Source organism: Hyphomicrobium sp. DY-1, from assembly GCF_047497105.1.
Taxonomy (GTDB): Bacteria; Pseudomonadota; Alphaproteobacteria; order Rhizobiales; family Hyphomicrobiaceae; genus Hyphomicrobium_B.
Genome location: NZ_CP134870.1, coordinates 4,558,185 through 4,580,624, shown reverse-complemented (window position 1 = coordinate 4,580,624; position 22,440 = coordinate 4,558,185). Strand labels below are relative to the sequence as shown.

At 58.2% G+C, this 22,440-nt stretch carries 25 protein-coding genes and 1 pseudogene; 14 read left to right on the top strand and 12 right to left on the bottom strand.

The genetic code is table 11. From position 1 onward, the window contains the following. The first annotated feature begins 127 nt into the window (after positions 1-127). The 6 genes from RLW41_RS22280 to RLW41_RS22255 are packed head-to-tail and all read left to right on the top strand — an operon-like array spanning position 128 to position 2,147. A complete protein-coding gene (locus tag RLW41_RS22280; RefSeq protein WP_414462924.1) occupies positions 128-418 on the top strand; it encodes a hypothetical protein in 291 nt (96 codons plus the stop codon). Continuing rightward, positions 418-864, top strand: coding sequence for a hypothetical protein (locus tag RLW41_RS22275; RefSeq protein WP_414462923.1), 447 nt, complete (start codon positions 418-420; stop codon positions 862-864). Before RLW41_RS22280 ends, RLW41_RS22275 begins: the two co-directional genes overlap by 1 nt. Further along, positions 861-1,082 (top strand): hypothetical protein, encoded by a 222-nt coding sequence (locus RLW41_RS22270; RefSeq protein WP_414462922.1) that lies wholly within the window; start codon positions 861-863, stop codon positions 1,080-1,082. Before RLW41_RS22275 ends, RLW41_RS22270 begins: the two co-directional genes overlap by 4 nt. Then, entirely contained in the window at positions 1,058-1,360 is a 303-nt protein-coding gene (locus tag RLW41_RS22265; RefSeq protein WP_414462921.1) for a hypothetical protein, read from the top strand. The genes RLW41_RS22270 and RLW41_RS22265 overlap by 25 nt, the downstream gene beginning before the upstream one ends. Continuing rightward, positions 1,357-2,004 carry an HNH endonuclease gene (locus tag RLW41_RS22260; protein ID WP_414462920.1) on the top strand — a complete coding sequence of 216 codons (648 nt, stop codon included), beginning with the start codon at positions 1,357-1,359 and terminating at the stop codon, positions 2,002-2,004. Before RLW41_RS22265 ends, RLW41_RS22260 begins: the two co-directional genes overlap by 4 nt. Next, positions 2,001-2,147 carry a hypothetical protein gene (locus RLW41_RS22255; protein ID WP_414462919.1) on the top strand — a complete coding sequence of 49 codons (147 nt, stop codon included), beginning with the start codon at positions 2,001-2,003 and terminating at the stop codon, positions 2,145-2,147. The genes RLW41_RS22260 and RLW41_RS22255 overlap by 4 nt, the downstream gene beginning before the upstream one ends. Positions 2,148-2,197: 50 nt before the next feature. Here the strand turns inward: RLW41_RS22255 and RLW41_RS22250 are convergent, their stop codons facing one another. Further along, positions 2,198-3,283 (bottom strand): hypothetical protein, encoded by a 1,086-nt coding sequence (locus RLW41_RS22250; protein ID WP_414462918.1) that lies wholly within the window; start codon positions 3,281-3,283, stop codon positions 2,198-2,200. 127 nt (positions 3,284-3,410) lie between these two features. Between RLW41_RS22250 and RLW41_RS22245 the strand changes: the two genes are divergently transcribed. The 3 genes from RLW41_RS22245 (at position 3,411) to RLW41_RS22235 (ending at position 5,767) form a co-directional block, all read left to right on the top strand. Further along, positions 3,411-3,587 (top strand): hypothetical protein, encoded by a 177-nt coding sequence (locus tag RLW41_RS22245; protein WP_414462917.1) that lies wholly within the window; start codon positions 3,411-3,413, stop codon positions 3,585-3,587. Beyond that, on the top strand, positions 3,584-4,774 hold the full coding sequence (locus RLW41_RS22240; protein WP_414462916.1) for a tyrosine-type recombinase/integrase: 1,191 nt from the start codon (positions 3,584-3,586) through the stop codon (positions 4,772-4,774). Before RLW41_RS22245 ends, RLW41_RS22240 begins: the two co-directional genes overlap by 4 nt. A gap of 663 nt (positions 4,775-5,437) precedes the next feature. Further along, entirely contained in the window at positions 5,438-5,767 is a 330-nt protein-coding gene (locus RLW41_RS22235) for a HigA family addiction module antitoxin (RefSeq protein ID WP_409560172.1), read from the top strand. 348 nt (positions 5,768-6,115) lie between these two features. Here RLW41_RS22235 and RLW41_RS22230 read toward each other — a convergent pair whose 3' ends face one another. Continuing rightward, a complete protein-coding gene (locus RLW41_RS22230; protein ID WP_414462915.1) occupies positions 6,116-6,553 on the bottom strand; it encodes a calcium-binding protein in 438 nt (145 codons plus the stop codon). Continuing rightward, a complete protein-coding gene (locus RLW41_RS22225) occupies positions 6,550-7,650 on the bottom strand; it encodes a linear amide C-N hydrolase (RefSeq protein WP_414462914.1) in 1,101 nt (366 codons plus the stop codon). The genes RLW41_RS22230 and RLW41_RS22225 overlap by 4 nt, the downstream gene beginning before the upstream one ends. A 742-nt stretch (positions 7,651-8,392) precedes the next feature. Here RLW41_RS22225 and RLW41_RS22220 point away from each other — a divergent pair. Further along, a complete protein-coding gene (locus tag RLW41_RS22220) occupies positions 8,393-9,301 on the top strand; it encodes a hypothetical protein (protein ID WP_414462913.1) in 909 nt (302 codons plus the stop codon). A gap of 85 nt (positions 9,302-9,386) precedes the next feature. Here the strand turns inward: RLW41_RS22220 and RLW41_RS22215 are convergent, their stop codons facing one another. Continuing rightward, on the bottom strand, positions 9,387-10,289 hold the full coding sequence (locus tag RLW41_RS22215; RefSeq protein WP_414462912.1) for a helix-turn-helix domain-containing protein: 903 nt from the start codon (positions 10,287-10,289) through the stop codon (positions 9,387-9,389). Between the two features lie 266 nt (positions 10,290-10,555). On the opposite strand from RLW41_RS22215, the gene RLW41_RS22210 reads away from it, so the two are divergent. Beyond that, the gene (locus RLW41_RS22210; protein ID WP_414462911.1) at positions 10,556-12,172 is read left to right on the top strand and encodes a DUF1254 domain-containing protein; all 1,617 of its coding nucleotides are present in this window, start codon (positions 10,556-10,558) and stop codon (positions 12,170-12,172) included. 241 nt (positions 12,173-12,413) lie between these two features. Here the strand turns inward: RLW41_RS22210 and RLW41_RS22205 are convergent, their stop codons facing one another. The 5 genes and pseudogenes from RLW41_RS22205 to RLW41_RS22185 form a co-directional block, all read right to left on the bottom strand. Further along, complete coding sequence (locus RLW41_RS22205) at positions 12,414-12,671, bottom strand: hypothetical protein (protein WP_414462910.1); 258 nt, start codon at positions 12,669-12,671, stop codon at positions 12,414-12,416. A 69-nt stretch (positions 12,672-12,740) separates the two neighbouring features. Further along, positions 12,741-13,694 carry a DUF2950 domain-containing protein gene (locus RLW41_RS22200; RefSeq protein ID WP_414462909.1) on the bottom strand — a complete coding sequence of 318 codons (954 nt, stop codon included), beginning with the start codon at positions 13,692-13,694 and terminating at the stop codon, positions 12,741-12,743. A gap of 17 nt (positions 13,695-13,711) precedes the next feature. After that, a complete protein-coding gene (locus RLW41_RS22195; RefSeq protein WP_414462908.1) occupies positions 13,712-15,259 on the bottom strand; it encodes a DUF3300 domain-containing protein in 1,548 nt (515 codons plus the stop codon). A gap of 106 nt (positions 15,260-15,365) precedes the next feature. Then, positions 15,366-15,785, bottom strand: a complete 420-nt coding sequence (locus RLW41_RS22190; protein ID WP_409560163.1) for a universal stress protein — start codon at positions 15,783-15,785, stop codon at positions 15,366-15,368. 141 nt (positions 15,786-15,926) lie between these two features. Then, positions 15,927-16,097 (bottom strand): annotated as a pseudogene (locus RLW41_RS22185) (SDR family oxidoreductase); the annotation flags it as partial. A gap of 84 nt (positions 16,098-16,181) precedes the next feature. On the opposite strand from RLW41_RS22185, the gene RLW41_RS22180 reads away from it, so the two are divergent. Together RLW41_RS22180 and RLW41_RS22175 are read left to right on the top strand one after the other, a co-directional pair. Further along, entirely contained in the window at positions 16,182-16,724 is a 543-nt protein-coding gene (locus RLW41_RS22180; RefSeq protein ID WP_414462907.1) for a flavin reductase family protein, read from the top strand. 449 nt (positions 16,725-17,173) lie between these two features. Beyond that, on the top strand, positions 17,174-18,073 hold the full coding sequence (locus RLW41_RS22175) for a Ku protein (RefSeq protein WP_414462906.1): 900 nt from the start codon (positions 17,174-17,176) through the stop codon (positions 18,071-18,073). Between the two features lie 246 nt (positions 18,074-18,319). Here RLW41_RS22175 and ligD (RLW41_RS22170) read toward each other — a convergent pair whose 3' ends face one another. Both ligD (RLW41_RS22170) and ligD (RLW41_RS22165) read right to left on the bottom strand, forming a co-directional pair. Next, entirely contained in the window at positions 18,320-19,333 is a 1,014-nt protein-coding gene (gene ligD / locus RLW41_RS22170; protein WP_414462905.1) for a non-homologous end-joining DNA ligase, read from the bottom strand. 61 nt (positions 19,334-19,394) lie between these two features. After that, positions 19,395-21,074, bottom strand: a complete 1,680-nt coding sequence (gene ligD, locus RLW41_RS22165; protein WP_414462904.1) for a non-homologous end-joining DNA ligase — start codon at positions 21,072-21,074, stop codon at positions 19,395-19,397. 354 nt (positions 21,075-21,428) lie between these two features. On the opposite strand from ligD (RLW41_RS22165), the gene RLW41_RS22160 reads away from it, so the two are divergent. Further along, the gene (locus RLW41_RS22160; RefSeq protein WP_414462903.1) at positions 21,429-21,971 is read left to right on the top strand and encodes a hypothetical protein; all 543 of its coding nucleotides are present in this window, start codon (positions 21,429-21,431) and stop codon (positions 21,969-21,971) included. Positions 21,972-22,062: 91 nt separating this feature from the next. Here RLW41_RS22160 and RLW41_RS22155 read toward each other — a convergent pair whose 3' ends face one another. Continuing rightward, complete coding sequence (locus RLW41_RS22155) at positions 22,063-22,389, bottom strand: hypothetical protein (protein ID WP_414462902.1); 327 nt, start codon at positions 22,387-22,389, stop codon at positions 22,063-22,065. Positions 22,390-22,440 lie beyond the last annotated feature (51 nt).

Sequence of the window (22,440 nt, the reverse complement as noted above, 5' to 3'; positions counted from 1 at the left end):
GCAGCGGGGGCGGGGCGGGCAATTCAAACTGAGCGAGGGCATTGCCTGCCCCTTTTTCTTTTGCGCGTCCGACATCGCTTCGCGAAGCCGGCCGGACGCGCGGCATTGCAGCAGAAGGGGAAAATCTATGGTCCGTTTTGATGTCTCTAAACGCGAGGAAAAGCTTGTTCGTCGCGTCGTCACGCGCGCTGTGGCGCTTGCTGCAGATCACGGTGAGAAACTCGACCACTTGTCAACGACAATGGATCTTCATGCCACCATCGCGAACGGCTGCCCCCTCGATCTTGATCGGCTGTTGGCGGCCGACAACTTCAATTTTTTGCACGACGTTTTCGGGATTTCCCGTCACCTCGATCGAGAAACGGGCAAGCTGCAAAACCATTTCCGGCCTCGATATGCGGCAAAGGAGGCCGCGTAATGGGCATTTTCAACCGCACCGATAATCCGTCGGGCCGCTTCGCGTTCTCAGATCTGTTGAACGCCGCCGACAAAACGCAGCCGGGATCGAATGTGCGCGCCGTGCCGCTGATGACCCTTTTCGACAATTCGGTCCGCGCGACTGCCCGCGTCGTCACCGCCCAAGGCGAGCTCAGCAAGATCGAGGTCGAGGCGAAGGCCGTCATCGACGCCACCGAGGCGGAAACGAAGGCGACGATCGCGCGTCTTGAAAAGCACCTGGCCGAAGTCCGCAGCGATTATGGCGCCAGGGTTGAAGCGGCGCACGCCGAACTGACGTCTGCCGAGTTGGCGCGCCTGGAAGTCCAGAGCGCGTTTATTCACCGACAGATCGACGAGGGCGCCTTCGAAGGCGTCCGCGACTTCAATGCGCTCGTGCGCGGCAAATCCGAGGGAGGCAAGTCGTGACGAAAGAACAATCGATCACCATCGAGACGCACGTCGTCCACATCGGCGACGAATATTTCGTGCGCATCATGTACGACGGCAAGCAACACGAGCAGTTCGGACCCTTCGCTGACGGCGATGCCGCCCGCGACCTGGCGTCGACGATCGCCCGCACCGCGCGCGCCACGATCGCCTTCTTCCTCGAGACGCAGCAATGGCCAATGAAGGTGCCGGCATAACGGAGGCGTGGATCAAGCAGGGGGATTGCATTTTGAAGAACAAACTTATCGACCTCAATAATCATCTGTTCGCACAGCTTGAACGGCTCGGCGATGAGAACCTTACCGCGGATCGGATCGATGCCGAAGTCAAGCGCACTGAAGCGATTGTCGCCGTTTCCAAAGAGATCATCGCGAACGCTGACATCGCGCTGAAGGGCGCGAGGCTCGTCGCCGAACATGGGGGCACGATCGTAGGCCATCTCCCCGCGACGATGATCGAGGGCAGCAAATCATGAAGGGGAGCCGCATTCGCTACAGCGACGACGAGATGGCATGGCTGCAGGCAAACCGTCTCATGGTCATCTCGGACTATCATCGAGAGTTTTGCGCCGCTTTCGATCGAGATGACGTGTCCGCCCAAAATCTGAATTGCCTGCGCCAAAGAAAGGGCTGGAAGACGGGCCGCACCGGTCGGTTCGAAAAAGGTTCGGAACCTGCGAATAAGGGCAAGCCTTGCCCGCCGGGGAAAGGCGGCCGGCATCCGAATGCTCGGCGCACGCAGTTCAAAAAGGGACAGCTTCCGCACAACACGAAGTACCTTGGCCATGAGCGGATCTCGAAAGACGGATACCTTGAGATCAGCGTCGACGAGCGCAATCCGCATACCGGCTTCGAGCGACGATACGTATTGAAGCACAAATGGCTATGGGAAAAGCAAAACGGTCCCGTGCCCGAGGGCCATGCTCTGAAGTGCTTGGACGGCGACAGGACAAATTGCGATCCGTCGAATTGGGCGCCAGTGCCGCGCAATATCTTGCCCGCTCTCGGCGCACGTTCCCGCCTTCCTTACGACCAGGCGCATCCCGACGTGAGGCCTGCGATCATGACGATCGCCAAGTTGAGGCACGCAGCCCGCAAAGCGAAGCGAGCTCGGGCATGACAGCCAACCGCCGCTTCTTGCGCCAGCTTCTCGGCCTCGCATGCCTGGGCGTGGCCAGCATTCAGGTTTATCAATTCGCGGCGCCAGAGCCGATCGCGCTGAAACAGCTGCGCGTCCGGACGATCGCGATCGATCCCAAATGAAAAAGCCGCCCCCAGCTTTGCCAGGGGCGGCCCAACGCCAACGCGAACACTTACGCTCTGAGAGCGAGGCAAACGTTTCGACCGCTACGCGTTACGATCAGGCGGTCCTCGATTTCCCGCCAGCTTTTGCTGGCCTCGCCGTCGGAAACCGAAAGCAGGTTTGCCAGCTCTCGATTGCTACTAACGGCGCCGCCGTTGATTTCCAGCGCTCGCTCAACGGGATGTTTTCCGGTGATCGGTACAACGTTTGCCGGAAAACGTTTCTGCGACGTTTTCCGGCCACCACCGCCCGGATTTCCTGGGCCGCTAGGCGTCGGCGGCTCCGGCAGCTCACCGGAAAACATTGCCACCAGCGGCGAGGGCTCGATCGACTTCAGCGCCTCGGCCTTGATCTCGGAAAACCTTTCATCCGGTGTCTTTGCAACCTTGCCGTTCGGTCGGAAAGCGAAGCCGAAGCTGACGATCGCGCCGATCTCAAAGAACAGCGTCTTGAAGAAGGGCACCAGCAGCGTCAGGAACGCCACGATCTGCGGCTTGGAGGCGGGGATAGGGAACAGCAGCACGAAATCCGCCATCGCCGCGGCCTGGGCGTTGACGGGCTTCTGCGGCCCGAGATCGGCGATGTCCGCCTCGAGCTGCTGGATCGCCATGCCGACGTCCTTGGCGTTTTGCTTCCAGTCCTTGCAGCTGCGGCCGCAATAGCTGCCCGTCATCGTCTTCTGCACCTGCGCTTCGGCGTAGGCCTTGCGAGCCCGCGCCGATGTCAGATCGGCCTTCTTCTCGGCGATCGTGGCATTGATGTCCTCGATCGACAGCGTCGCCGTTCCCGCCGTCTCGACCTGGCGGCCGACCGACGAATAGACGACGAGGCTGGTTCCGGCCAGGAACAAGGCGAGGAAGCCGATCGCCGATCCCAAATGCTTGAGGCCGGCGAAGAACATCAGCTCGCCGGCGACCGTGGTGCCGAAGACCATCAGGATCGTCAGCCATTGCGAAGCATCCCAGGCGAAGGGGTGCAGCAGATCCTTGCCGAGCAGGATCATCAGAGCGCCGGCGGCAAAGGCGCAGCCGGCGAAAAAGGCGAGAAGGCGCGCTGCCGCTGGCAGCTCGCCCCCCGCTGTCGTATGTCTTTCCATGGATATCGTTCCTTGTGTCAGAAGGTTCGGTGTCTAGGCCCTGGTCGGCGTTGCTGCGCCGGCCGGGCCACCTTGCTGTATTGCATCCCATGGTATATGTCAATAGCATTGTTGACATGGGATGCATTTGCGCGTATCTGTAGCCGCGATGGCACAAGACACGCAGATCGCAATCCGGATCTCAGCGCAGGCGCTCGCAGCGTTGGATCAGCTCCGCAAAAACGAAGATGACTTACCGTCCCGCGCCGAGATGATCCGTCGGCTCATCGACCGCGCCGATCAGAAAAAGGACAAGCGCAAATGAGTTTTCGCCTGCCACCCTATCTGAAATGGCGCGACGGCCGCCCGCGTTGGGAACCAGGTCCGCGTCTGCGCCACGCCTTCCGCGCGCGCGATCTGAAAGACGATGCCGGCGTCTTCCTCGGCCTCGAGGCGGCGATCGCCGCGGCGAAGACGCTCAACGATGAGGTCGCGATCTGGCGCGCCGGCGGCAACGCGCCGAGCGCGATGCCGAAGGTGAACAAGGCGGCGCCGCGAACCTGCAAGCATCTTTGGGAAGTCTATCGCGCAAGCCCGGCCTATCTCGAGCTCAAGCACCTCACGCGGCGCGACTACAAATCGAAGATCGAAATTTTCCTCGCCACCGCGCTCGACAAAAGCGGCAAGACGCTCGGATCGGTATCGGTCGCAGCGCTGCAGCAGTCCGACATGTTTTCGTTCTGGGAAGAGCTTTACAAGACGCGCGGGCACACGATGGCGAACTCAACGCTGTCGGCCGTGCGCTCGATGTTTTCCTATGGCGTGATGAAGGGCTGGCGCACCACCAATCCTGCGCGCGCGCTGAAGCTCAAGAAGACCGCGCCGCGCATCGTCGTCTGGACGCCGACAGAAATCGTCGCTTTCGTCGAGAAGGCCGACGCGATGGGATTTACCGGCGTCGCCGATGCCGTCGTCATCGGCCTCCACACCGGCCAGCGCCAGAGCGACGTTTTGCTTCTCGAATTCGTGTCTGCGGAAAACGGGCGCGCCAGGTTCAAGCAGGGCAAGACGAACGCGCGCGTCTCCGTGCCGTTCACGCCGCAGCTCGCCGATCGCATCGAGAAGATCAAAGCTCGCCGGCGCGCCGGCCAGGTCGCTGAGATCCAATTGACCGGCCAGCTCGTGCGCGACACGCGGGGCAAGCAATACTCGCGCGAGACGTTCGGCAAGGATTTTCGCAAGGTGAAAGCGGCTGTCGCCGATCAGCAGCGCGAGGCCGGCAGCGAGGATCCGTCGATCCTCGGCAAGCTCTATCTCGACCTGCGTGACACGGCAGTAACGCGCCTGGCCGAAGCCGAATGCACGATCGTCGAGATCCACTCGATCACCGGCCACGAGCTCGACACGATCCACAAAGTTCTGAAGCACTACCTGGCCGTCAACGATCGCATGGCCGACGCTGCGATCGCCAAGGTGCGCGCCTGGATGGAACGGGAGGGCATCGCGCTGTAGTATGTCTCGCTAGAACAGCAGCGGCGTGGAGAGCAGACACGCGGAATTCCCGATTGTCAGGGTGTACCGTTCCGGCAGCCACGAGCGTACTCGGACGACAAGACTGCCAACAGCCGGAGTAGCGCCCGGCCTGCTGTTCTAGCGAGACAACATCCGTGCGACTTTTCCCGGACAAACCCGGCAAAACCCAGGTCGTGCGACTTGTAAGTTGTTGATTTTTAAAGGCGGTCACAGAACTTCTAAGCAGAGGGTCGCAGGTTCAAGTCCTGCCGGGATCGCCAATTAATTCAATAGGTTGTCCGGATCGCCCTTCGGTCAAAAAATTCCTTCGGTGCGAACAGGGTGCGATCGGGGAAGGCGCTTCCAAGCGCGTAGCCTATCTCGGAAGATCGTCTGAATCACTTCCGCTTATCGGACGGGCAAAACCAGAAAAGGCTGGCAGAAGGTCAGCGCCATCGCTGAACGCACGCTCGGTCAGCTTGCAGCGGCGAAGCATCTGGCCGACATGGGCGTTCCTCCCGGCAATCGACTGGAACTGCTCACGGGTGACAGAGAGGGGGCAGCACTCGATCCGCATGCACATTCGATGGCGGGTCTGCTTCAAATGGACGGATGCTGGCCCGAACGAAGTTGAGATCACGGATTATCGCTGAGGACGAAGCCATGACGAAGACGACTTATCCCGCGCCAAGTCTGCTCGACATGAAACGGGTCACAACGCACCCAGGCGAGATGCTGGACGAAGAGTTCCTGAAGCCGCTCGACATGAGCGCGCGGGCGCTTGCGAAGGAGATTGGCGTGCCGGCCAATCGCCTGACAGAGATCATCGCGAAGCGACGCGGCATGACGGCGGACACGGCGATCCGGCTGGCGCAGTATTTCGGTGGGTCGGCTGAGTTCTGGATGAACTTGCAATCGATGTACGATTTGACCGTGGCCGTCGTCAAAAAGCGTAAGATCTACGCTGCGATCTCAACGCGCGAGGCCACCTAGCGCGAGCGGCCTTGGAATGCTTGGTGATTTCCGAAGCCAAATGTCCGCTTCGCCCCGATTTTTGAGGCTTTTTCGTGCCGGCCACAGGTCGTTTAGGACCACTCCCAGTGGGGGAATCTATATCCCAGAAGCTGACTTGACCAGCCGCAGCATGACCCTTCGAACTACGACCGGAATGTCGAGAAAGCGGAAGTCTTATTGTCGAAAGCGCATGGTCTCCTGATGAGCAGACATCGCGTCAGCAATGCCTCCAAGAACAGACATCTGGCGAATGGGGCATAAGATCAGTTGAAGGCGGTCGGGCGTCTAAGGCATTGCCGCACATGTCCAAGGCAAGAATTCGCAGACCTAGATAAGAATGCGATAGACGATGAGTTTGACCAAGCTCTCGCCAGATGGAGACGAAAGTTCTTGAATGTCGAGTTTTTGATCGTGACTTGAATCGACGCCTTTGAATCGCAGATCCACGATCGCCAAGTACTGATCTCTGGTTAGATTGTCTTTGTGGCCTGGGTTGCCTGCCTCGATTTCTTCTTTGGTAAGACGGCCACTCAGTTCGTCGATATTCAAAGTGCCATCTTTGTCGGAATCGAGTCGGTCGAACACCGCAGCCCCGGCTTGCCTAGCTTCGGCAAGATCAACGGTAGCATCGTTGTCCGTGTCCAGCATATGCAGGATCGCTGCTGAAGATATCCTCGCACTAATCGGCGTTGTAACGGTCAGAAATCCAATGCCTGACAACAGAAGCAGAGTTCTTAAACGCATGTTACCGTCGCGTTCGTTCATGGCGTTAGCGATTTTATGACCTCGTCGCCCGAGATCGAGATTTTGACGATGCCCTTGCCGTCGATGTCCATCTTCATCAGATCGACCATGCGGATCTGGCTGTTCTCGTGGGTGCGGAAAAAGTACTGCTTTGTCTTGAGATCGCTGGCCGAGGTCCACAAGGTATAGTCGGCAGGGATATTTCCGTGCTCGTCTTTCTGCTCGCGGGCGGCACCTTTTGGTATGTCGAATTGGTTTAGGATGTGGAAGGCTTGCAGAATGGCATCGCGCCCGGTCTTTGACGGAAAGACCGACTGACTGAAGGCGACCGCTCGAACAAAGCGCGACGGTGGCGTGAAGTCTCCCGGAAGGCCCGCCATGCCGGAGCCCTGACCCGTCGGTAGCAGTGTGAGGGCGCCTAGATGCACGGGCGGCGCGTTCGTCATCGAGTAATTCACGAAGTTGCGAAGGTTTGTCATATGCCAGTCAAACGCTGGCGAGTTGGTAATCACACCCAGTGGATTATCGTAGACGTTGAGCTTGCCGCCCACATACTCGATGACGATGCTCTTGCCTGCAGCATCATGCACGATGTAGTGGGCCTCGGGCGCGAAGCCCCATCCAGCGAACACAACGGCTGGGACGACTACGCTAGCAATGTTGGCTTTAACCTCTTCGACGGTGGCGAAGTTCTCCAGAATCCACGACGCGACTTCCCACTGCGCAATGGTCTTGCCCGCGTCGCCCTGAGTGTAAGGCATGTATCCGGCGGAGGTTGGAAAGTAGAACATTCCGGCGGCTAGGCCCTTTTCGTTAAGTCCATCGAACAAGATCGGAAGTCCGACGCCGTTCATTCCGACACTTGCGTACTTGGTCGTCCACTTCAGTCCTTCTTTTCCGTCTGGAGTGGTGCCAATCCGCGCATAGCCGCGCGGGACCATTATGAGTTCGGAGTGAATATCGGTAGCGAATTCTAAAGTCCGGGCGTGAACGACGGTGCCGTCTTCCGCAATGAGACGAATGCCGGTGCAGGCCTGTACGGCTTGCGCCGAGGCACCGAGAAGGATCGTTACAATAGCAACTGCAGCTATTTTGGATGTGGCGCGATGCCTAAACATTTGGTGGACTTTCTTTTGCCGTTGACGCGACGGTCTCTCGGATAAGCTAACTTCCGCCTTCGGTCTCGAGAAACCGGTTGTCCGTTCTTTAGGCCCAGAATGGCGACGCCGCGATGAGATCGTTGATACCCACGCTGGAACTCGTGAAACTGCCCTAACAGTTCGTCAGCACTCGCCATGGTTTTCGATGAGAAATTTAATGAAGGGGCTACGGCGAACAACGCTGAGTGAAGCGAAGACAGCGCGCATTCCCGAAAACCAAAAGGTGCTTAAGAGTACCGTCACGCGGCGGACGGCCCATCGCGCGGGCGCATGCTTTCGGCAACCAAAACGACACCATACATGCTCGATCTCCCTCGAACACGTGGTGACCAGCCCCATCCGCCGCCTTGGCGATCACGTTCTCGGGGAAATGATGCAGCGTCAAATACATTAGTCTCCACATTGCGAAATGACGTTAAAAGATCGAATTCGATGACTTCATGCGCCCGCGAACTTTGACTGCGAGTGTGCTTGTCGTTCTGCACTATCCAAATTCTGCAAAATAGAAATACGAAATAGCCCGAGAAGATTGTCATCCAGCGCGCAATGCGTTTCGCATTGATCTGACGGAAAAGCTCAATCTCGCTCGGTCGAGACTTTAATTTGCATACGTAGGATGTAGCAGATCGGTGACGGCGTTTCACACCGTGGAATGATAGATTTCGAATCATGGTCCCGGCTTCGTGAGGCGGTCTGACAAATGGATTTATCCACCAATCGCATGACCTCCGTTGTTGTCGCGCTTTTCTGCGGCGCATTCGGATATGCCGACACCGGTTTCGGCGCGGATCTCGGGCAAGGAACAGCAGCGCGCGCAGAATCCGTCCAAAGCGCCGACGGCTGGTCGTTTGTCTTCACGAGCTATGGCTGGATCCCATGGATGAGTGGAAACTCCGTTGTCAAAGGGCGGAGTTTCGACGTGAACGTCGATCCCAGCGATGTCTTCGGACATCTCGATTGGTCCACGCTACCGGCATGGATGAGCTATGCTGAAGCGCGCAAAGGACCTATCGGGCTATTCAATGACGTCGTTTATGCAAGCCTCAGCGGTTCGCGGGGCTTCGACGCGGACCGGCGAAACTTAGACTTTTCAGGAAATGTTTCAGCTGACTATACGCAAGTAACCGTTGAGGCAGGCGGCGCGTATGAAATTTGGGCCGATCGCAACCCCGTGCTTTCCGGCACAACGGCATTGGATGTCTTGGCCGGTGCTCGCTATTGGCATCAAGACGCTGAGATTTCAGCCAGTACTGTCACCTCCGGCAACCTTGCGGGGCTCGTACTCGAAAATAACCGGTGGGTCGCGAAATCGGGATCGGTTGATTGGGTGGATCCGTTTGTCGGCCTGCGCGTGAGAAACCAACTCGGCCCTCACGAGGAGCTTGTTGTTCGCGCTGATTTTGGAGGCTTTGGAGTCGGAAGCGATTTTTCCTGGCAAGTCCTGGCGACGTATAACTGGCAGATATGTACGCTCTATGGCCATGTCCTCGATGGCTATGTCGGGTACCGCGCGCTGTCGGTCGACTACTCGCAGGGCTCCGGAACATCGAGATACGAATACGATGTCCTCCAGCAGGGCCCCGTCATTGGCTCTACGCTGCACTTCTGAAAAAATACATGCGCCGCCAAGCTATCGTCATCGACTCCTGTGGCCCGACAAGAAGGCGGCTAGTCTGTCTTGGATGTTAGCGGCGCTAGACGGAACGTTCTCCTCGCGCCCGTATGAGCGTCTGTGAGGGACGCTCGCCGAATTGATTACGGTAATCGACTGCGAACCGACCCAGATGCAAGAATCCAAATCGCAACGCGACCGAAGTCACATCAGTTTGTTCGGAAGGCTGGGAGAGCTGTCGCTTGACCGCGTTCAAGCGCATTTCATGTAACAGTCGTTTGGGAGGTTTGCCGAAAGCCTCTTGGCAAGCCATATAAAGCGTGCGTTCACGGACCGCCATTCTCGCGCAGAGATCGGCCACTGTCATATGGCCTTCGAGGTTCTCCTTAAGTAGTGTTCGCAGGGCCGCCGAAACTTTGGCGCGGCGATGCAGCGGCTCAACAAGCTCGAATGAGGGCACGATAGCAAGCACCGTGTCGAGCACCATCGAATGTGCTGCGTTGAGAACGTCCTGGCGAGCATTGGGCCCCTGATTCAAGAGTAAATTTAGCGTCTCCTTCAGGAGTAGTGCGCGCTGCGCGACTTCGTGCCCACTGATCGGCCAAGATTGGAGAGTCTGCCGATCGATACCGTCAGTTCCGCGGCGCATTCGCATCCAGTGCTCGATTTGTGTCGTGTCAATCGCGACAACCATCAGGTCCGTCCGGCCGTTCGCCGCGAACGCAATATCTTCGCCAGCGGGAACAAATAGTGGCTCGCTGGCGCTGGCCGGTCGGCCCCGGATGTGCAGCGAGCCTTCGGCTGCGACCGGTAGCGCCACAACCCAATTCCCTATGGGGGCCGTGCCCTGGTCTAGAATACCCGGAGACCATCGCACTCTGCCGAGTTGAAGCGACGTGAGAATAACTTGCGTCATCCGTCCGGAAAAGGTGCCGGCTCCAATCTGCTCATAGTGGATGTCCCACTCTCGGGCATCCTGAGCCATTAAATCGAAATCGTCGTAGCAATTGTCTTGAACGCCAACGAGTTCGAGCCTGTTTACGTTAGCGCGCATTTACTGATCTCAGCGCTCTTATTTTGCAGGTTCTGGATAGTGGCGGACTCACCGTGATGTTACATTGTATTCGTATTGCCCCTAAATCACCAATTCCCGAATCACGTTTCTGACTGTCCAAGTGCCAAACTCTGGATCAAATGGCATGCACGTCCCACAGACCGGACTCAAAATTTCCTGAAAATCGAGAGCGAACTATGAAAACGACATTCGGCAAATGCGGCGCTCTTCTTATGTCACTCGCAATAACAAATTTTGTTGGTGGCGTTGCGTCGGCCTCAGACCTGCCGCCTTCGCTGGTGACCCCGGACAAGCTCGAGACCTCGATTGGCACCCTGGAATTCAAAGACGGTGTGCCGGACAAAGCCACCTCGCAAAAACTCTATGACAACCTTGACCTTACTTACGCGTACCGCGCATTCATGGATAACATGCGGGGGGTCAGCATCGATGCATTGCGGAGAGGCATGCATGAGATTGGAGTCAAGGATAACGAGGTGCTCGTCTTCTCCAACCTGATGGATTCAAAATCGCTTTTCCTCACGGCCAATGCTGACACGATCTATGTCATGGGCTCGCTCGATCTCAGCAACGGGCCCGTAGTGGTGGAAACGCCACCGCAATTCTTAGGTGCAGTTCAGGACGCTTGGTTCCGCTGGGTCATTGACCTCGGCGTGCCCGGGCCCGATCGCGGAGAGGGCGGGAAGTATCTGATCGTGCCGCCCGACTACAAGGGGCAGCTCCCGGACGGCGCCTATTTCATTGCGCGCGCCCGCACCAACACCATCGTCTGGTTTGGCCGTTCGTTTTTGGAAAACCACAGCGATCCAAAACCCGTTGTCGAAAGTATCCGCAAATTCACGAAGGTCTATCCCTACGAACCGGGTGGTGTCGGCACTCCCATTGCGTCCTTCCTGGCTGGCGAGGCCAAGCTGGGTCGGGTGACTGAGCCCCCGCCGACGGTGTTTCACGAAGGCAGCGGCAAGGTGATAAACACCATTCCGCCGAACGACTGGACATTTTACGAGAGGCTCAACGAGGTCGTGCAGAAAGAACCTGCAACGTCGCTTGACGCGGAACTCATGGGTCCGATTGCAGCCCTCGGCATCGTCAAGGGTAAGCCGTTCGCGCCCGACGCGCGGATGAAGAAGATCATGACCGATGCGTTGGCACTTGCGAATGCCACGTCGCGCACGCTGTTCTTGAATCCTCGGGACCCGCGCTGGTTCTATTATCCGAATTCGTCCTGGTCGAACTATCTGTTCGAGACAGGATATGAGTTCGAGACACCGATCCCGATGATCACGCGCGAAGGGGTCAAGCCGTTCCCGCCGACGGGCTATCGTACGATGGATGCGCGCACGAACTTCTTCTACGGCGTCACTGGCATCACACCGGCGATGGCGATGCGCCTGCCGGGCATTGGCTCACAATATTTGCTGGCGATGTCGGATGCGAACAAGAACCACTTCGATGGATCTAAAACTTACAAAGTGACCTTGCCTAAGGGCATCCCAGAGAAAAATTTCTGGTCACTTACGGTATACGACACGATGACCAGATCGATGCTCGAAACGCCGCAGCGCTATTCGCGCGCCGGCAGCCAGAGCTACCCGTCTCCGGCCGCTGGACCGGATGCGGACGGCTCAACCACGGTCTATTTCAGTCCGGCTCAACCCAAAGACGTCAGTCGCGGCAACTGGATTCAAACTACGCCAGGGAAGGGCTGGTTCACGATCCTGCGCCTTTACAGTCCGCTTGAGCCATTTTTCGCCAAGACGTGGAGACCAAGCGAGATCGAATTGGTCGAATAAGCGGACATGCTCTGCGTCGAGCTGAGCCCACACGAAACGATAGTGCCCAATTTCTGCTATTTGGACAAGGCGGCCATATCGATACTGTTGTGATGCCGAGAAAGCTGAAGATGGCTTGGCGTGGTCTAATAGCGGACGCGCTTTGCTGGCATTGTCCGTTAACTCGATCAAAGCAGACGTTAAATGCGTAGCTGAGGCAAGCGTCGGGGGCTATTGCATTCTAATTGACCAACTCGACATGCTAGCCATGCGGTCGAGCACGAGCCCGATCGTTGAGGAAACCCAATACGACAAGATTGAAAATTCCAAGAACCATCCAGATGATAAAATGTTGGTAACCGCGTGTTCGACAAACCTCCGGCCCCGCCAATTTGCACCAAAAATGTTCGACCAATGAAGTCATGACGTTGGTCGCATACGCCCACATGACTACGGCTAATACGACGAGGATAGCGCCGAGCACCATTACGGCGAGCCGTTTGACGAAGCTGGTGGCCATTCGATTGCCTCGTGCCTCTCAGTCATTCCTTCGCTGTGCAATGCTCCGCAACTCCGGTGCAGCTTGGGCCTAATTCGTGCTGACCTTTTTCCAATCTTCGTCGGGATCAAACGTGCGGATGCCCTGAACTTCCGCGGCGGTATCCGGGCCGAGATCGGATTCATAAACCGTCTGGTCCTGATTGATCATAAACGTCTTGTAGCCCGACGCGCCGTATTTTGCCGGCCACGCGATGACGGCGAAGCCACCGATCATTCTGCCGTTTACGAGATAGGAGTAGGCTCCGCCAGGAGCGTGTGCGCCTTGGGCCGTCAGCATGCGGAAGTAGTAGCCGTGATAGGGATTTTGCGACGTGTCTCCGCCCTCGGACGATGGCTTGTAACCGGCCGTCACGGCGTCGGCTACGAACGGTCCTAATGGACTTTCCGACTGCGACCCACTGCCGGGCGGCCAATAGAGGCCGTCATGCTTATCGGGTGAGCTGATGAAGCGCCGCGCGTAGGCGGGTGCTCCTTTGCCTAGCGGATTAAGTTCGACGTAATCGTTCTGCGCGTCCGCGATGGCGAGGAGTGTCTGAATTGTGTCGAGTTCGTTTGTGCCGACGCGGCGGTCGATGATTTCTTGTTTGCCCTGTTCGGGATCGAATGCCCACTCGTTGTCCTTTTTTACGATCGGAATCGGGAAGGGGAAGTCGTCGTCGCCGATGATCAGTACTGCCTTGTCTTTTTCGTCGGTGTCTATGGATTGCTTCTGTTCGTAATCCTTCACGAATTTATCTTTGGCCGCGCGATCTGCAACGGGATCTCCGGATTCGATCCACTGCTTGAGCGAGGGGCCAAGTATCGCCAGAAGCGCTTTTTGATCGTCGGACTTCGCTGCCTCGACGAGCGCCTTGGCAGCGTCCTCCGGCGTAGCAAATGTCTTCAGTTCGGCTCCGAATGCTGTGGCATGCGGCCCGGTCAGCAGCAAAGGAACAGCACAAAGGAACATCATGAATTTCTTGAGGTCGCGCAACGCAAGCATGTCCGGATCCTCCCGGCCTAACGCGGATCAAGTTGGGGAATTTTGCCGCCCGACGCGAGCCAGCTTTGGTACGTTTCGAATGGAACGCCGAGCCGGTCGTAATTGACGGTCAGGTATCCTTGCGGATCGCGAGCAACAGTGCGCGGAGCAACTTTTCTCGCTTCTTGGGCGATGACGCCGACATAGAGCTTCGTGTCGCCGTTGTATGCAAAGCGATAGAAGCCAATGCCATTCGAAAGTCGGCCGAGCAAAACGACTTCGTGCTTCACTCTGATATCAGACCGCCGCCCGCCGCCGCGTCCTCCGCCTCCCCGGAAGCCACCTCCGCCTCCTCGGAAACCGCCTACGCCCCTGAAGTTCCCGCCACGGAAGCCGCCGCGGTTGAACGAGGCGGTCCGGCTTGCTCTGCCGCGTGCGCTGGAACGGCGAACATTTTGCCCGGCGGCCGGGCGATCAAAGGCTGTTGGCCTCGGACGGGCTTGACGATCGGCTCCCGCCGGGCGCTGTGCAGGCCGATTTTTGAGGGCTTGTCCTGCCAGCGCACCACCCGCGGCGCCTGCCAGTGCTGCGCGGCCCGCATCGGCTCGTCCTCGGAACTGCTCGCGAGAGGCCGAGAAATTGCCTTGATAAGGCCGGCGGAACTGGTCGTTGAGACGACGGTTCGCATAAGGTACGCCCCTTCGATGGACGACGTTATGCTGCCATCTGCCGTTCGTTATGTTGGTTCGATTCCAGCGATTGTATCGGTTCGTGTTGATCCAAAGTTCCGACCTCGGCCAGTTCGCGATACCCCACAGAACGGCGCCAGCTAGAATGCCGCTTCCCCACCATATTCCCGGACCAGCGATATATCCGGGTGGATACCAATAGTACGGTGGATAATCGGGATAAGGCCAAGTGCCATAGACCACGTTCGGATCGTAGGCAGGGACATAGACGAGGTCCGGCTCCGTCGGCTCTATCGTGATGTAATTTTGCGATCCGCTTGTATCGCGCGCTACCGTTTGTTGCTTCGTCGACTTCAGCTTTCCGGCGTCGTCAGCCCGTTGCCGCAAACTCTGGACGGCACTGAGAACATCCTGTTGCTGCGCGAGAAACGCATTGCCGAGTTGCTGGGTCCAATCAAGCTTTTCGTTCATCATCGCCAGCACACTCGGGAACGCCGTCAACGATTTGACGCTCGCGTCCCATGACCGCTTTTGCATGGCGTTCTCGAGCGCTTTTCCTTTCAGTTTCGGATTGGCTTGCGACCAGCGGGCTGCCTCCACGACTTCGAGAGGATATGTCGATGCCATCAAGACCTGCGTGAGCAGGGGATCGGGATAAAGCGCGATCGGCGCGACAAGCTGCTCGAGCTGCTCTTTGCTGATGGTCTGCGTCTGATCTGCTTGAGACCCACTGGATTGTGACTGATCGGTTTGGGACTCACCAATGTCCGCGTTCGGTTCCGGCGGCGCGTCCTGAGCGTACGCGCGTTGGACCGGCTGTCCAAGAGACAGCCAGCCGATCAACGCCGCAGCAACAATCAACAGCACGTATGCATTTTTATTTTTTATCGTTTTCATGCGCAGATATCCAAATTTACGCATTATCGACGGCGTCGATCTCAAAATCACTTTGATGCAATAAAAGAGCAGCGAAGCCTTGAGGGACATCGCTGCTGCTGTGCTACTATCTTGCGATCGTCACTGGACAGTGAGCGCGAGCCACGACATCGCTCGAAACCGAGCCGAGCATGAAGCGCGCGATAGCGCCTTTGCCGCCCGTTCCCACGACGATGTGGTCGACGCCGTGGTCTTCCGCATAAATAACAATTGCCCGCGCGGCATCGCGGCTTTTAACGGAAACAGCTTTCGGATCGGAGACGCCTGCCTTCCGCGCGAGCTCAGTTGCCGAGTTGAGCACGCGCGCGGCGTCGCCATCTTCCCAAGCGTAAATCGTCGGAGCGCCTCGACCTTCAGCTCCAACAGGCAAATTGACGGCCAGTAGCGTGAGTTCCGAGCCGGTGGCCTTGGCTAGTTCTGCTGCTTGAGCCACTGCATTTTTGGAATGGTCGGTCTCGTCTACGGCACAAAGCACTTTATGGGTCATTCTTTTTCTCCCTTTTTAAGTATCGGCGTTCAGTATTTCGGACGGTCGGTTGTGCGCATTGACTGCCGTCAAACGAATGAGTTCTCGGTATCGATCACCTGGGATCGGGTCGGCAAAAATGCAAACCCTTGTTAGGTGGCTTCAATCGATGATGTGATATCCGCCGTCGATATACAGTGTTTCTCCAGTAATGAGTTTCGCGCCGTCCATGCCGACGTCGTCGACCGACACGAGGCTTCGGGTCGGCGCCTTTGATTGGGCTTTCTGAAGCAATTTATCGAACTCGCCGATGCCGGAAGCTGCGCGGCGCGCGGAAAATCAAGTTTAATAAGCAAAATCCTTTGTTCCAGAAAAGTCGCCCGTGCGACTTCTTTCGACGGTGTAAGGGGCCGGGCGATGCACGAGATGAAGTTGAGCAGGGCTTTTACGCTGATCGAGCCGGGGCCCGTCGTGCTTGTCACCACGCGCGATGCGGAGAAAAACAACGTCATGACCATCTCGTGGACGATGGTCATGGACTTCACTCCCGTATTTGCGATCACGACAGGCGCCTGGAACTATTCCTTCTCGGCCCTGCAAAACACGCGGGAATGCGTCATTGCCGTTCCCACGATCGACATGCTGGACCGGGTCGTGGGCATCGGCACATGTTCCGGCAGCGATGTCGACAAATTCGCGAAGTTCAAGCTGACGGCGCGCGCTGGAAAGTCCGTCCAGGCGCCGCTGATTGAGGAATGCCTCGCCAACATCGAATGCAAAGTCGTCGACATCGTCTCGCCGCACAATATCGTCGTTCTGGAGGCCGTCGCCGCTTACCTCAATCCGCAGCGAAAAGAAAAGCGGATGATCCATGCCGTCGGCGACGGAACATTTATCGTCGATGGCCGCAAGTTCGATCGCAAGACGATGATGGCCTCCAAGCTTCCGTCCGGTCTTTGAAGCAAAGGCGACGGCTCCACGGACCGCAATCACCGTTCCATTCAGTTCAGGCGCCATGTCAACAACCGTTGGCTACGTTCGAATCCATTTCACGATACCGGGCCATGTATCTTGGGCATGAGCCGCCTCATCGAAAGCTTCCAAGCCCGCCCGACGCTCAAACCGTAACCGCGTGAAACGTGGGGCTAGATCAAATCTTGAGATTTTGCGGCACGTTCACGCCACTTAAGTGTCGCTTAGCAAACACCGGCGGAGGCGAGCAGGGGCAAGCGCATCGTGTTCGCTGGATGGGAGCGCGACGACGGCAATTCGAATTTAAGCAAGTTTGAGAGAACTCAAAACGCCCGGAACCGGGTCTTGTTAACGTGCGTTCGCCGTTTGGGCCCTTAGCCGCGACGCCGGTGGCGTGCTATATGGCAGTCTGTATCGCGTTCTTGAGGAGTTGAGCCATGGCAACGGCACGGTCCTTCTGGAAGGGACATTTGCGCCTCGCGCTCGTTACCATTCCCATTCGTCTCGTCAGCGCCACCGCTTCGGAAGACAAGATCGCGCTCCATCAGGTCGACCGCAAAACGAAGCAGCGCATCCGCTATCAGAAGGTCGCAGGTGAGGGCGGCCGCGTCGTGCCGCAGGCCGACATCGTCCAAGGCTATGAACTCGATGACGGCAACTACGTCCTGTTTGAGCCTGACGAGCTCGACAAGCTGAAGCTCAACACCCGCCACACGGTCGAGTTGACAGAATTTGTCGATGCCTGCTCCATCGACCCGCTCTATTTTGACAATCCTTATTATGTTCTTCCCGACGGCGACGTGGCGGAAGAGGGCTATCGCATCATTCGCGACGCGCTGCGCGCTACCGAAAAATATGGTGTCGGGCAGCTGACGATCCGCGGCCGCGAAAATCTCGTGGCGATGAAGCCTTGCGGCAATGGCTTGATGCTTGAGACGCTCCGGTATGCCAACGAGATCCGCGATGCTGACGAGATCTTCTCCGGCATCGGCACGAGCAAGCTGCGACCCGAGTTGGTCAACATGGCGAAGCAGCTCATCGACGAGCGGACGCGAAAGTTCGAACCGTCGGATTTCAAAAATCATTATTCCGAAGCATTGCGCGCCCTTGTGAAGGAAAAGGTCGAAGGCGGCCTGTCGACGGAAGTCGGAGGCGGCGGCGACGAGCCTTCGGGCGGCACGGTCATCGACTTCATGGAAGCGCTACGTCGCTCGACCGAAAAGTCGAAAGCCAAGCCCGCGAGCGCACGCACCAAAACGGCAGCCGCGCGACAGAAGCGCGAGCCCGTCAAGCGGGCTCCGCCGAAAGCACAAAAGCGGAAGTCGCGCGGCCGCTGATTTTTGGTCCAAAATGTCGCAGACTCGTGATACCTTTCACGAACACTGCGAATTGCTCCGGCTCGCTGAGCGGACTTTGAAGGTCCACAGCGGTTTCTCGTAAAATGTGAGACGGGTCGCGATCTCGCCTGATTGCAACAGCAAATTCAGGAGGCTCGAAATGCACCCGTTCTTTGCGCTTTGGATGTGGATGTTCCTGACGCCGCACTTGGCTCAGACGATGTTCTTCCCCTTCACCTAAGATATCTAGGTCTCGATCACCTTGGTGACGGGACGGCGAACGTCTTTTGCGGGCTTGTCTTCTCGCAAGCCTTTGAACGCCGCGTGTCTCAGCAACCCATCGCCCGTCCAGGCGCGATACTCGATCTGCGCCACAAGATCGGGATGGACCCAGACGACGTCTCTGCGCTGCAGATTTGTCAGCGGTCCCTGGACCGGAGGCGCATCGACACGAAGCGGCCTCAGCTTGCGCATCAGGTCGGACGCGGTGCGATGCGTGTACCCGGTGCCAACCCGTCCGGCATAGATCAATCGCTTCTTGTCGTAATAGCCGACGACCAGCGCGCCGACGGCGTTCGGCCCGGCGCTCGAGACGAGGTAGCCGACGATCACGAACTCATCGACCTGAATACATTTCGATTTCAGCCAGTCGTCGTGACGGCCCGAGCGATAGGGCCTGTCGATCCGCTTCGAAATGATGCCTTCGAGGCCGAGACTGCAAGCATCTGAAAGCATGCGTGCACCGTCCACGGCGAGATGCCCGCTGTATCGGATCGGCCCGGTCTTCGCCCGGCGCACGAAGAGCTTCTCAAGCAGACGTTTGCGATCTTGCAGTGTCGCGCCGATGAGATTGAGTCCATCGAGATAGAGAAGATCGAAACAGTGCAGCACGAACTTTTCACTGCGCCTGCTTTTCAGCGCGGCGGCGAGCGCCGAAAAGCTCGAATGACCAGTCGCGTCTTCGACGACAAGCTCGCCGTCGATGATAGCTTTTCCGCGATGAAATTCGGCGAGCGTCTTTGCAAGGCCGCCGAAACGATCGGTCCAGTCGAGCCCATTGCGTGTCAGCAAGCGAACGTCGTTACGGTCGATGCGGGCTTGAATGCGATAACCGTCGAACTTGATCTCGTGCACCCATTCCTCGCCAATAGGCGGCTTTGCGACGAGCGTCGCTAGGCAAGGCTCAACGAATGACGGCATAGCCGATTTAACGGCACCCTCGATTTTGGATGGAGAAACGAGACCGCCCCCCGATTTCAATGCCGAAGCCTTCAACGGGACCGATCGCGGGCGTTTTACCGGCGCTGCTTTTCGCACAAGCTCACGATCCCAGAAGCTTCTTGATCGTGGTCTTCAGTGGCCGCTCGCTGTCGCAATAGTCCTTCCATGCGGATGATTTTTTGAGGAGCGCGGGCACGCTGTGCACGGTGAAGCGCTTGGGATCGAGGCCCTGTTTCACTTGCGCCCACGTCAGCGGCATCGACACGGTCGCCCCCGGCCGCGCACGCGGAGACAATGGTGCAACGGCAGTCGCCATGCGATCATTGCGCAGGTAATCCAGAAAAATGCGGCCCTTGCGCAGCTTCTTGGTCATCTTGATGAGATAGGCATCGGGGCTGTCCTTGGCCATCTGTTGGCACAGAGCGCCCGCGAACGCTTTAGCTTCATCCCACCCAACGCCCGCGCCGCCGCGCGTCTTCAGGGGCGTTACGACGTGAATTCCCTTGCCGCCGGTGGTCTTGCAGAATGCGACAAGACCGACATCTTCGAGCCGCTCGCGCAGTTCGTTGGCCGCAACGACAACGCGGCCGAAATCGACATCCGGCGCCGGATCGAGATCGAACACGAGCCGCCCCGGAACATCGGGCTCGAACGGAGCGCAGTTCCACGGATGAAATTCGAGCGCTGCGATTTGGCCGAGCGCGATCAGGCCTTCCACCGAATTGACTTCGATATAAGGCTCTCGATCGCCGGAGATTTTCACGAGGTCGATTTCCGGCGACATCCCGCGCATGGCGTGACGCTGAAAGAAGCTCTGCCCGTCGATGCCGTCGGGAGCGCGAATGACGGAGCAGGGCCGGCCTTTGATGTGCGGCAGCATCCACTCACCGACCGTTTCTAGATAATGCGCAAGATCGATCTTGCTGACGGCCTCGCCTGTGCCGCCGGGCCAAAGCTCTTTCTCCGGATGAGAGATCGCAATGCCGAGCACTTTGTCGGCGCCTGACGGCGCATCAGATTGCGACTTGGTCCCTGTCTTGCGCATCTTGCGAACGGGCGTCCGTTTCAGCGGTTTCTTTTGAGTGGCAGGCTCACGCTCGTCGTCATCGGACGATGCGTTCGAATGCCAGACCGCATCGGGCCGCTTGGCGCGTCGCCCGCGAAGAATGAAAGGTTCGGGTCCACGGCCTTCGCCCGCCGCGATCTGCGTCATCGTCCGCTTCGAGGCGACGGAGCGATCCTGCGACAGGATCTTGTCGGCGTCACCCGCGTGCGCGCCTTCGTCCTTATGCTTGATGAGCAACCAGTTATTGCGTTTTCCGCCGCCGTAGCGATCGTTCTTCATTTTGACGAGTACCCAGCTGCCTTTGAGCTTCTCGCCCGCGAGCACGAATTTCAATTCGCCGTCGCGCAGTTGTTGTTCTGGGCTCTTGTCTCCGACGGGCGCCCAGAAACCGCGGTCCCACAGCATCACGGTGCCGCCGCCATATTGACCTTTGGGAATGGTGCCTTCGAAATCGCCGTAGTCGAGCGGATGATCTTCGACCTCGACGGCAAGGCGCTTATCTTTCGGATCGACGGAGGGACCGCGCGTCACGGCCCACGATTTGAACACGCCGTCGAGTTCCAGCCGGAAGTCATAATGCAGCCGTGTCGCGTCGTGTTTCTGAATGACGAAACGCAAATGCTGCGCCGAACGGACCGCCGCCGTGCCGCTGGGTTCCGCCGTTTTGGTGAAATCACGCTTGGCGCGGTATTCGGAAAGCTTTCTCTTCGCCATTCGACTGCATCCGGACCAGGGCTTGCGCGACAAATGTAAGGCTCGGCGAAGCCTGCGCGCTAGACGTAGATCAAAGCAAAGCCGCTGGGAGCGCAAGGCTCCCGAGCGGCCCGGGCGCCGTTTGACAGGCGCCTGACGTACGCTGGTGCATCCGTCTGGCTATCCAACGGCGACCGGACACGTCTTGTTCCACAACATTTCGGCCGGGGGGCAATTTCATTTCCTTGCAACGAACGACCTCGCGTTTGCGCCAGCTCAAAGAGTTCCCTTCCGGAACTGCGACATTTACCCGGAAGTTTAGTCGCTAAGGATGTCGTGAGGGCATCCATCCGAGAGACCTAAGGAGTTTTTAGTATGAACCTCAAGATGATCGCGGCGCTGGGAGCTGCTTTGCTCCTGGCGCTCGGCAGTGTGACTGCCGAGGCGCGAAGCGGAGGTGGCGGCTTCCATGGCGGCGGTGGCTTCCACGGTGGAGGTGGCGGCTTCCGTGGTGGCGGAGGACACTTCGGCGGCGGCCGCATGGGTGGCGGCGGCTTTGCAGCGCGCTCGTTCCGTGGCGGACCGGGCTTTAACGGGCCGCGGGCTTTTCGAGGGCAAGTGTATCGCGGTCCGCGCAATTTCGGGCGCGTTCCGAACGGCGGCCGTGCCTTTCGCCCCGGCAGGAGATACGGATACGCCAACGCAAATCGCTGGCGTGGTGGCGGCAAGTATTGGCGGCACGGACGCCGTTGGCGCGGCTATCCGATTTATGCCTATGGCGGCTGGCCATATTACGGTTACGGCTATTATGACGATTACTATTATGACGCCGGTGACGATTGCGGCTGGCTGTATCGCCGTGCCGTGCGCACGGGTAGCCCGTACTGGTGGCGGCGCTATCAGGCATGCGTAGATTGAACGCGCCTCGATAGAGAGACAGCGTCCAAGCAGAAGGCTCCGGAATGCATCCGGAGCCTTCATTATTTTTTATACCGATTTGAAGATCGAGTTACGGGCTGGAGCTTCCCGTTCCCTGCGGCGAGCTCGGGACGCGCGCGCCTGGGTTCGACCCTGCCGCGGGGTCATTCGGTGTTCCCGTCGAAGGGCCGGGCTGAACATTTTCGTTCGTTGTCGGATCCGCCGGGATGCCTGCCGGGCTCGTCGCGCCGGATTCGCCCGTGCTCGCGCCTTCGTTGGCGGGAGCAGGCGTCACCGTTGTTGGCTTGCTGCCCGGCACCTCAGGTCTGACGCCGGAACTATAGTTCGCAGCCATTGCGCTGAGCGAGCCGGCTGCCACGAGGGCCAATGCAGTGGTGCCGACTTTGAAGCCTTTCATCGCGTTTCTCTCCTTTTCTTGTTGCCGTTTGCAGTCCGGAAACGGACCCCG

Excerpts from the sequence above, each read along its gene's own strand:
- RLW41_RS22280 (WP_414462924.1), top strand. The coding sequence starts at position 128 with ATGGTCCGTTTTGATGTCTCTAAACGCGAGGAAAAGCTTGTTCGTCGC.
- RLW41_RS22275 (WP_414462923.1), top strand. The coding sequence starts at position 418 with ATGGGCATTTTCAACCGCACCGATAATCCGTCGGGCCGCTTCGCGTTC.
- RLW41_RS22265 (WP_414462921.1), top strand. The coding sequence starts at position 1,058 with ATGGCCAATGAAGGTGCCGGCATAACGGAGGCGTGGATCAAGCAGGGG.
- RLW41_RS22260 (WP_414462920.1), top strand. The coding sequence starts at position 1,357 with ATGAAGGGGAGCCGCATTCGCTACAGCGACGACGAGATGGCATGGCTG.
- RLW41_RS22255 (WP_414462919.1), top strand. The coding sequence starts at position 2,001 with ATGACAGCCAACCGCCGCTTCTTGCGCCAGCTTCTCGGCCTCGCATGC.
- RLW41_RS22250 (WP_414462918.1), bottom strand. The coding sequence starts at position 3,283 with ATGGAAAGACATACGACAGCGGGGGGCGAGCTGCCAGCGGCAGCGCGC.
- RLW41_RS22240 (WP_414462916.1), top strand. The coding sequence starts at position 3,584 with ATGAGTTTTCGCCTGCCACCCTATCTGAAATGGCGCGACGGCCGCCCG.
- RLW41_RS22235 (WP_409560172.1), top strand. The coding sequence starts at position 5,438 with ATGACGAAGACGACTTATCCCGCGCCAAGTCTGCTCGACATGAAACGG.
- RLW41_RS22230 (WP_414462915.1), bottom strand. The coding sequence starts at position 6,553 with ATGAACGAACGCGACGGTAACATGCGTTTAAGAACTCTGCTTCTGTTG.
- RLW41_RS22225 (WP_414462914.1), bottom strand. The coding sequence starts at position 7,650 with ATGTTTAGGCATCGCGCCACATCCAAAATAGCTGCAGTTGCTATTGTA.
- RLW41_RS22220 (WP_414462913.1), top strand. The coding sequence starts at position 8,393 with ATGGATTTATCCACCAATCGCATGACCTCCGTTGTTGTCGCGCTTTTC.
- RLW41_RS22215 (WP_414462912.1), bottom strand. The coding sequence starts at position 10,289 with ATGGCTCAGGATGCCCGAGAGTGGGACATCCACTATGAGCAGATTGGA.
- RLW41_RS22210 (WP_414462911.1), top strand. The coding sequence starts at position 10,556 with ATGAAAACGACATTCGGCAAATGCGGCGCTCTTCTTATGTCACTCGCA.
- RLW41_RS22205 (WP_414462910.1), bottom strand. The coding sequence starts at position 12,671 with ATGGCCACCAGCTTCGTCAAACGGCTCGCCGTAATGGTGCTCGGCGCT.
- RLW41_RS22200 (WP_414462909.1), bottom strand. The coding sequence starts at position 13,694 with ATGCTTGCGTTGCGCGACCTCAAGAAATTCATGATGTTCCTTTGTGCT.
- RLW41_RS22195 (WP_414462908.1), bottom strand. The coding sequence starts at position 15,259 with ATGAAAACGATAAAAAATAAAAATGCATACGTGCTGTTGATTGTTGCT.
- RLW41_RS22190 (WP_409560163.1), bottom strand. The coding sequence starts at position 15,785 with ATGACCCATAAAGTGCTTTGTGCCGTAGACGAGACCGACCATTCCAAA.
- RLW41_RS22180 (WP_414462907.1), top strand. The coding sequence starts at position 16,182 with ATGCACGAGATGAAGTTGAGCAGGGCTTTTACGCTGATCGAGCCGGGG.
- RLW41_RS22175 (WP_414462906.1), top strand. The coding sequence starts at position 17,174 with ATGGCAACGGCACGGTCCTTCTGGAAGGGACATTTGCGCCTCGCGCTC.
- ligD (WP_414462904.1), bottom strand. The coding sequence starts at position 21,074 with ATGGCGAAGAGAAAGCTTTCCGAATACCGCGCCAAGCGTGATTTCACC.
- RLW41_RS22160 (WP_414462903.1), top strand. The coding sequence starts at position 21,429 with ATGAACCTCAAGATGATCGCGGCGCTGGGAGCTGCTTTGCTCCTGGCG.
- RLW41_RS22155 (WP_414462902.1), bottom strand. The coding sequence starts at position 22,389 with ATGAAAGGCTTCAAAGTCGGCACCACTGCATTGGCCCTCGTGGCAGCC.